Origin of the sequence: Nocardia farcinica (assembly GCF_029867845.1) — a bacterium.
Classification (GTDB): Bacteria; Actinomycetota; Actinomycetes; order Mycobacteriales; family Mycobacteriaceae; genus Nocardia; species Nocardia farcinica_A.
This window is the reverse complement of the sequence record NZ_JARWRU010000294.1, coordinates 1-9252: the sequence shown is the minus strand read 5'-3', so window position 1 is coordinate 9252 and position 9252 is coordinate 1. Positions and strand designations below refer to the sequence as shown.

Annotated in this window: 2 protein-coding genes and 1 pseudogene; 2 read left to right on the top strand and 1 reads right to left on the bottom strand. The window is 72.5% G+C overall.

The window, feature by feature from the left end; translation table 11 throughout:
- Positions 1–27: 27 nt before the first annotated feature.
- Complete coding sequence (locus QH283_RS06395) at positions 28–4974, top strand: AAA domain-containing protein (protein WP_280502090.1); 4947 nt, start codon at positions 28–30, stop codon at positions 4972–4974.
- Between the two features lie 30 nt (positions 4975–5004).
- Here QH283_RS06395 and QH283_RS06390 read toward each other — a convergent pair whose 3' ends face one another.
- On the bottom strand, positions 5005–7131 hold the full coding sequence (locus tag QH283_RS06390; RefSeq protein WP_280502089.1) for a DEAD/DEAH box helicase family protein: 2127 nt from the start codon (positions 7129–7131) through the stop codon (positions 5005–5007).
- Between the two features lie 207 nt (positions 7132–7338).
- Here QH283_RS06390 and QH283_RS06385 point away from each other — a divergent pair.
- Positions 7339–9252: pseudogene (locus QH283_RS06385) on the top strand (hypothetical protein); the annotation flags it as partial.

Genomic DNA, 9252 nt, shown 5'->3' with positions numbered 1-9252 from the left:
CGGGTGTCGGGGAAGGGGCCCGCGGGCGTGGTGGGGGTGGAGGATCACCCGGTGGTGCTCGAGGCGTTCGCGGGGTGGCTGGTGCGGGGGCGGCCGTGGGCGGCGAAGGCACGGCGGGATCAGCTGGCGCATCGGCTGTATCGGGAGCTGTACGAGATCCACACGCGGTTGAGCGCGGCCTCGGAGACCACCGAGGCGGTGCTGGGGTTGGGGTGCCTGAGCTGGCGACCGCCGCACGGGGCGACGGTGCGCAGGCACGTGCTGACGGTGCCGGTGAAGGTGGACTTCGACGCGACCTCGGGCCAGCTGTCGGTGGTGGCCGACGCGGACGGCTCGGGGGTGAGCGTCGAGCTGATGGACTTCCTGGAGAACAGTCAGCTCAGCAATCCGGGGATGGTCCGGGACGCGGAGAGCTTCGCGCGGCGGGAGAGCGTCTACCCCTTCGATCGGGACGCGGTGGGCGGCCTGGTGCGGCGGGTGATCAACGGTGTCGCGCCGGAGGCGGACTATCTGGATCAGCTCGCGCCGGAGCAGCCGCGGCGGGAGCCGATCGGCGCCTACGCGCCCGCGATCATCCTGCGGCCGCGCGGCACGCGCGGGCTGGTCCGGGTGCTGAACTCGATCGCGGAGCGCATTCGCGCCCAGGGGACGGTGCCGGAGGGCCTGCGCAATCTGGTCGACCCCGACCATGTGCCCACCCGGACCGCGCCGAGCGACGAGGGCGCGGTGGTACGCGACGGCCGTGACTGCTTCCTGCCGATGCCGCTCAACGACGTGCAGCTGCGCATCCTCGACCACGTGGACACCAGCGCGCACACGATCGTGCAGGGCCCGCCCGGCACCGGCAAGACGCACACGGCGGCGGCGCTGATCACCCATCTGCTGGCGCAGGGCAAGCGGGTGCTGGTCACCGCGCACACCGATCGCGCCCTCGAGGAGGTGCGCGGCAAGCTGCCGGAGGAGATCAAGCCGCTGTCGGTGTCGGTGGTCGGCACCTCGCGGGATTCGTTCGCCGATCTCGAGGTGGCGGTCGCGCGGATCTCCGACGCGGCCGACGAGCACGACCCGCAGCGGTCGGCGCGGCGGATCTCGGCGGCGCAGCGGCGGATCGAGGATCTGCGCCGGACCAGGGCCGAGGTGCGGCGGCGGTTGCGGGAGGCCCGGGAGTCGGAGGTCAGGGAGTTCGACATCGCCGGCTATCGGGGGACATTGACGGCGATCGGCGGCAGGCCCCGCGCCGACCGGGCCCGGCTGGAGTGGATCGACGGGCTGGTGTTGCCGGGCCCGGAGCAGGCGCCGCCACTGACAGCGGCGGAAGCCGTGCGGTGGCGGGAGCTGCTGCTGGATCGGGCGCTGGACGATCCCGAGGTGGCCGCGCCGAACCTCATCGGTCCCGCCGAGTTGCCGCCCCCGGAGCAGATCGCCCAGTGGCTGGCCAGGCAGACGGCGGCGACCGAGAAGTGCCACGGTTACCAGGAGATCGGGCGGACCGAGCTGGTGCGCCGCATCCAGCCGTTGCCACCGCCCGTGCGGGCGGAGCTGTGCGCGCTGGTGCAGGAGCAGGATCGCGCGGCCGCGGACCTGATCGACCCGCGCGAGAGCTGGGTCGGTGACGCGCTTTTCGCGGTGCGCGCGGGCAGGCCGCTGGAGTGGCAGGCGCGGGCGGATCAGAGCGCGGAGTTCCTCTCGCACGCCGACGCCGCGGTGGCCGCGCTGGGGATCAGCGATGTCACCGTCAACAGTACCGATCTGGCGCCGCTGGTGTCGCTGGCCGAGGCGGTGCAGGCGCATCTGACCAGGAAGGGCGAGCTCAAGATCCAGGCCGACGGCTCGCCGAAGATGGGCCTGACCACCCCCAAGGTGATCAAGGACGCCAAGCCGCTGTTCGAGCAGGTCCGCGTCGACGGGCGCATCCCGACGACCGCTGAACAGCTGGAGACCTTCCGCAATTTCGAGCGGGCCGGACGGCTGCTCAACCAACTCGACGGGCTCTGGCACGGCATCGCCGAACCGGCCATGGGCGCGCCGGGCGCGCGGATCGCCCGGCATCGCGACCGCCTGGAGCGGCTGCGGGTGGTGCTCGCTTTCGGGCTGCGGCTGCGGGAGTCGGGCGAGCGGTTGCGCAGGCACGGACTGCCGGAGCCGGACTGGGCCGATCCCGGCTCGGTGCACCGGATGGTGGAGGCCTTCGACGCGGTGCGGGCGCTGGACGAGCTGCGCGCCGCGCAGGCGCCGCTCGGGCAGCTGCTCACCAAACTGACCTCGTGGAGCAACGCGCCGCAGGCCACCGTCACCGTCCACGAACTGCGGGCGGCGGTCGAGCGCGGCGACGTGCCCGCCTACGGCGCCGCCCGCGCGCGGCTGGCCGAACTGGTGGACCTGCGGGCGCGGCGGGCGCGGCGCGAGGAGTTCACCGCGCGCATGGCCGCCGCGCCCGCGTTGCGTGATGCCGTGCTCGCCACGGTCGAGGACCCCGGCTGGGTGGCGCGGCTGGAGAGCCTGCCCGCCGCGTGGGGCTGGGCGGCGGTGGGGCGCTGGCTCGGCGAGCGGGCCGACGAACAGGTCAACGAGCTGTTCCGGGAACTGGATTCGATCGAGGACGGGCTGCGGGCGGAAGCGACCCGGCTGGCAGTGACCCGGGCCTGGGACCGGGCGGTCGGGCCGGGCAGGCTCACCCCCTCCTCGCGGGCGGACCTGCTGCAATACGTCCAGCTGGTGCGCAAGCTCGGCAAGGGCACCGGCATCCACGCCGGACGTCGGCGCGCCGACATCAAACAGACGCTGGCGCGCTGCCGTTCGGCGGTGCCGGTGTGGATCATGCCGATCTACCGGGTGATCGAGCAGCTCGACATCCAGCAGGACATGTTCGACGTTGTGGTGGTCGACGAGGCCTCGCAGGCGGGGCTGGAATCGGTGTTCCTGCAATATCTCGCGCCGCGCATCGTGGTGATCGGCGACGACAAGCAGGTCTCGCCGTCCGCGGTCGGCGTGGACCAGAAGGAGCTGGAATCGCTGGCCGGGCAATACCTGGCCGACGACACGTACCGCGCCACCTGGCAGGACGCCAAGCGCAGCCTGTTCGACGAGGCCACGATGCGCTTCCCGACGCGGTTGACGCTGGTCGAACACCGGCGGTGCGTGCCGGAGATCATCGGCTTCTGCAACAAGATCGCCTACGAGCGGCACAACGTCCGGCTGATCCCGGTGCGGCTGTTCGGCGCCGACCGGCTCCCCCCGATCCGCACCGTGCACGTCGCCGACGGGGTGAGCACCGGCACCAGCAAGATCGTCAACCGGGCCGAGGCCGAGCGGATCGTGGACCAGATCGGCGAGTGCATGCGCGATCCCGCCTACGACGGCAAGACTTTCGGCGTGATCTCGCTGCTCGGGACCGCCCAGGCCAAGCTGATCTGGGATCTGCTGATGGCGCGGTTCCAGCCCGAGGACCTCGACCGGCGGCAGTTGCGCTGCGGCGACGCGGCCGACTTCCAGGGCGCCGAACGGGACGTGATCTTCCTGTCCATGGTCAAGTCCAAGGGCGAGGACTCGCGGCTGGTGGCGCAGACCAGCGCGGAGGCCGAGCAGCGCTACAACGTCGCGGTTTCGCGGGCACGTGACCAGCTGTGGCTGTTCCACTCGCTGACCCTCGACGACCTGCGCAATCACGAGGACATGCGGTACCGGCTGCTGGAGTACTGCCTGGAGGGCTGGCAGCGGGAGGCCGAGCAGCAGTCGGGCCTGCCGGAGCCGGTGAGCTCCGAGCATGTCGTCCCGCCCTTCGATTCGCTGTTCGAGCAGCAGGTGTTCAACCGGATCGTGGCCCGCGGATACCGGGTGACCCCGCATTACGACGCCACCGGCTACGAGATCGACATGGTGGTCACCGGTGATCACGCCAGGGTGGCGGTGCAATGCGACGGGGACCGGTGGGACGGGCCGCAGGCCTACGAGGCCGACCTCGCGCGGCAGCGCGATCTGCAACGGTGCGGGTGGCCGTTCGTGCGGATCAGGCAGTCGCAGTTCCTGCGTGATCAGGAGGGGGCGCTGGAACCGCTGTGGGCGACCTTCGAGGCGCTCGGGCTGAAGCCCGTCGCGGCAGAGCCCGCGGTGGAGCAGGCGGCCGTGGGGCGGGGAGAAGAAGCCGGGCAGCGCGGGCGGTACGAGCAGGCCGGGGATGCGCTGCCGACCACGAGGCTCGGGCGGCCCGTGCTGCTCGACGAAACCGAAATATTGGATAAGGGAGTGCTTTTCGAGCGGTCCGGGGCGGGAGCGCAGGGCTGTGGAGGCGTACCGGTCGCGCCGGATTCGACGGCAGCCCCGTCCGCGCCGACACCGGAGACCGTCGTCGCCGCGCCACAGGTGGTTCCGCCCGAGCCGGGGGGTGCGGTGGCCTCGGCAGAGGTGGCGCACAGCGCCGGTGCGGCGGGCGAACTCGGCGCCGAGAAACCGGGCGAGGCGCAGCCGCGGGCGGTGGCGCCCTATCGGGCCTTCACCGAGCCGCTGACGACGGCGGAGACGGCCTCGACCGGGCGGCTGGCCAAAGACCTGCTGCGCATCGTGGATGTGGAGGGGCCGGTGTCGGGGGCCCGTCTGCTCGCGGTCTACGCGCGGGCAGGCGCGCCGCGCGCTGACGAGGAGCCTGCCACGACGCTGGAGCACCTGCTCGGCGCGGCGGTCGAGCGCGGCGAGCTGCTCGTCGACGATCCCCTCGGGCTCGGTGATCCGGCGTTGTGCGCCTATCGGATGCCGGACCAGCCGTTGACCCGGTGGCGGACGCTCGGGCCTCGGGCCGTGGAACAGGTGCCGGTGCGGGAACTGGCCGAGATGGTGGCCGAGGTGGGCGCCGATATCGGCTGGCGCGATCGCAAGGAGGTGCTGCGGCGGGCGCTGCGGATGCTGGGGCAGGCCGAGATCACCGATCGGGCCGTGGCGGCATTCGCACTCGCCCTGCCGCTCGCCAGGGCGATGGACTGACCCCGCACCGCCCGCGGCGGGGTCGGTGGCTCAGAGCAGGCCGGCCGGGGTGGTGCCGCGCAGGAAGGCGGCGATGCCGACCAGCCGATGCGCGGGAACGCGGACCGGGTTGAGATCGCCCAGGACTCGGTGGAATTCGTCGAGCGGGTCCTCGGAGCGGACGGCCCACTCGGCGATTCGTGCGACGGCGGCACGGCGCTGTTCGGTGGTGCCGCCGCAGTCGGCGGAGAGCAGGACGAGTTCTTCGGAGCCGGGCTCGGTCTCGTGGAACTCGAGCGCGCCGGAGCCCGCGGCGGCGGTCACGGCGGCGAACATCTCGCGGGGATCGGTGCGGCCGATGAGGTCGCCGAGTTCGTCGGCGGTCGCGATACCGCCCTCGGCGCGCAGGGCGGCGGTGAGTTCCGCGGTCACGGGGTCGGCCTCCTGCTCGGTCGGTTCGGGGGGAAGTGCCGCGGGCACGGGGTTCGGTGCGGGGGCGCGCGACGCCGTGGGCTCGGGAGCGGGGTCGACCGGGATCGCCCGGGCGGCCTCGGGTGCGGCGGCGACCGTCGCCGCCACAGCTACGGGGTCCGCCTCGCGGCCGGCCGCGGTGGGGCGGGGCTCGGTGCCGGGAATCCAGCGGCGGAGCAGGCCGTCGAGACCGCGGGCGTCGGTGACCACGAATTCCTCGGCGATCTGGGCCAATTGGCGCAGGTGCGGGCCGACGCGGCGGGGGTCCTCGACGGTGCCCTCCGCGTAGGCGAGCACCACGACGGGCAGATGGTCACCGCCGGGGCGGATGACGCGGCTCAGGCGTTGGGCCAGTTCGGGTGCGGACAGGTCGCAGGCGAGGAAGATGCCCGCTCCGGTGGCGGGCAGCGGCACAGTGGTGTCGAGGGCGCGGCGTTCGACGACGGCGTCGAGGTCGCCCTCGCCGAGTCTGCGGGCGATGTCGGCGCGGTCGGCGGGGGCGAGGGATTCACCGACACGGGTGATGCGATAGCCGCCGCGGCCGAGGAGTTGCACGGCGCGGTTGGCGGCGGCGGCCGTGTCGGTGAAATAGCAGGCGCGGGTGCGGCGCAGCACATCGACGGGGAGCGCCTGCAGCAGGGTGATCTTGGCGGCGCAGCTGCCGAGGATGTCGTCGCGTTTGGCGATCGCGTCGAGGTAGCGCTTGGCGAAGACACCGGCCCGCCCCCTGGTGTGCAGGGCGGCGCGGGCGAATTCGGCGGCCCCCGCGGGATCGCCGGGGGCGCCGTAGGTGCCGACCAGGGTGTCGAGGGCCTGTTCGGCGCGGTCCTCGGCGGCCTCCAGATTCGCGCGTTCGCGGTCGGTGAGAGCCAGCGGGAGATGGGCGAGGTTGATGCGGGGCAGCAGGCAGGCCTGGACGGCGTGCAGGTAGTCGCAGCCGGGAAGGGTGTGCTCGAAGTAGGGCAGCACCACCGTGTCGACCAGGTCGTCGGGACGGGTCAGCCCGCAGGTCAGGCCGAGTCGCCAGGCGAAGCGGGGGAGCAGGGCCTTGGCGTAGGCGCCCGCGCTGTAGGCGTGCACGTCGTCGACGATCAGGGCGGTGGGCTGGTCGTCGGCGCGCTTGTCGAACATGCGGTCCTGGATGGCGGCGTGCCCGGTGACCACGGTGATCTCGCCGTGGGTGGCCGTGCCCCGGCCGGGGGCGACGATGTCGCGGGCAGGCATGCCGGCACGCAGGGCGGCAGTCCAGCGCCGCTGATCGTCGGCGTCGGGGACGACGATCAGGACCGGATGTCCGGCGTCGAGCGCTTCGGCGGCGGCCGCCACACCCAGTCCGGTCTTGCCCGCGCCGTCGACGGCCACCACGACGCCGCGGTGCCCGTGTTCGCCCCAGGCCACCAGCGCCTGCCGCTGCCACAGGCCGAGGGGCGGGGGAGCGGCCACCGGCGCGGCCGGGGCCTGCGGTGGTGACGCGGGCGGCTGCTCGCCGGTTGCGGTGCGCACCGACCACCGGGGCGGGGTGTCATCGGTCTTGACGAACTTCTCCTGCCGGGCGTGCAGCACCTTGTTGATCTCTGTCTTGGTCACGCCGGGCCGATCGATGGCTGCGGCCAGCTCGCGCGCCGACATTCCGGGACTCGCCACCAGCAACTCGCGGATTCGGCGCTCCAACCACTCCCGCACCACGTCACCTTCCCGCTCGGACACCGGTGCACAGAGCCTAATGGGCCAGCGGTGGCCGCGGGTGCCGCGGTGCGATGGCGCGACGCGCGGGCAACACACCGGGTCGGAACATGAATGGGGCGTGCGACACACCCGGTCGCTGCGAGCCCGGCGGGCGGTGATGCGAAGATGTGCGGCGTTCCGAGTAGAACGAATGCGGGCTCGGCGCGGTGGAGGTAAGGGGATCCGGCGATGGCGGAGTCGTTCCTGGTGCAACAGGCGCGGGACATGGAGCTGACCCGTGCCGAGGAGCTTCGGCGGGTGTCGTTGTTCGTCGAGCTCAATCTCGATGCCGACGAGATCGCGCGGTCGGCGGAGCTGTTCGCGCAGATGGTCCGCAAGTACCGGCGCGCGCTCGGGCCCGAGCGGCTGATCCGCAAGTTCCCGGCGCTCGCGCTGACCACCCTGATCGGTCACGCGGGCATGTACTACGACCGCAACAGATATTGGGACAGTTTCTGGGAGGAACTCGACCTCGAGCGCGATCTCGACTTCGAGAAAGTGCTCCGCGAGGAACTGGATCCGCTGCTCGGCAAATTCGGACTTCGGCGTTTCCCGGAATTGGAAGGACAATACGTGCAGGCGATGGCGGTACACGCGGGCATTCCGGTGCACTGTCTGGACGATCTGGTCGACGTGATCGACGAGCACATCGCGGCCGGGCGCGAGCCCAACGGCGCGGCGGTGTTCGAATGGCTCACCGAGCCGGGCATGGGGTACCGGCTCAACCGGCTCGACGTGCCGGTGCGCAATTTCCTGCGCCTGGGCGGGGAGGTCGCGGTCGACATCGTGGACCGCATCATCGACTTCGCCGAGTATTTCGCCGAGCATCCCGAGGCCGCCAACGACCTCGACCTGGACACCGCCACCACCGGCCTGCCGAACCTGCTGCTCGACGCCCTCATCGACCGGCTCTCGCAGCGCCCGCTCGGCTCCGGGCCGAAACAGCCCGCCGCGGTCGCGCGCACCAGGAATCCGGTCATCGCCTACTCGCCGCTGGACCAGCAGGTCGTGGTGGAGGTGCCGTATCCGGCGGTCGCGCCGGAGAGCCCGTGGCGGGTGTCCTTCGACGGCGCCGCGCAGACCGTCTACGCCGAACGCGCCTGGGGCACCGTCGAAGGGCAGGCCCAGCCCGCGACGCCGGTGCCGGTGCCGCGACCGGTGCGCCATGTCGTCCTCGCCCACGAGTCGCTGGCCGACCAGGTGCGACTGCCGTTGGTGGACAAGGACGATCCGCTGCTGCTGTTCGACGAGGCGGGCCGCCCGCTGTCGCGGCATCTGGCGCTGCCGCGCGGGCCGGTCGTCGCCATCTGCCCGCACGACACCGTCCTGCTCGACAGCGCGCTCCAGGAGCAGCTTGACCCGATCGACGAGCAGACGCCGGTCGGCTGGAGCGAGTGGCGGGCGCGGGTCTACGACCTGACCGAGGCCGTCGGCGTGCGCTGGCGGCGTGGCAAGGCCCTCGGCCCGGTCCGGCAGGTGCGCGCGGGCGCGGCGGCCCGGCTGGAGCTGGGCGCACCGGTCGAGGGTGTGACGACCCGCAACGGTCTGACCGTCTACGGCGAGCGGCCGTCGGTGGCGCTGCCCGCGACCAGCGAGCCGACCACCTGGCGGGTCCGCACCCGGCGCGCGGGCACCGTGGACTGGCTGACCGACGAGGAATGGGTGTCCGGTGACGAGGTCACCGAACTCGATCCGTTCGACGGGGCCGAGCCCGGCCTGCTCGGCAGGTACGACATCGTCGTCAGCGGGCCGTTGGGCTCCGACCTGCGGCACTCGCTGTTCCTGGCCGAGGGGCTGGAGGTCGTCTACGCGAGCGAGTTCCGCATGCCGGTCGAGGACGGGCTGTCGCCGACCTCGTGCACGGTCACCGCGGCGGCGCCGCTGAGTGTCGATGTGACCGCCGTGGACTTCGCCGGTGACGTGCGTGAGGCCGAGTTGCGGGTGTCGGTCGGCGGCGACATGGAGCGGCTGGCGGTGCGGCCGCCGCACGTGGAGATCCGGGTGGACGGCATCGGCGGCGTCGCGCAGTGGCGCACCACCGCGGCCGCGCTCACCATCGCCCAGCTGGGCGAGCACGCGACGGTGGCGGTCCGCATTCCCGGC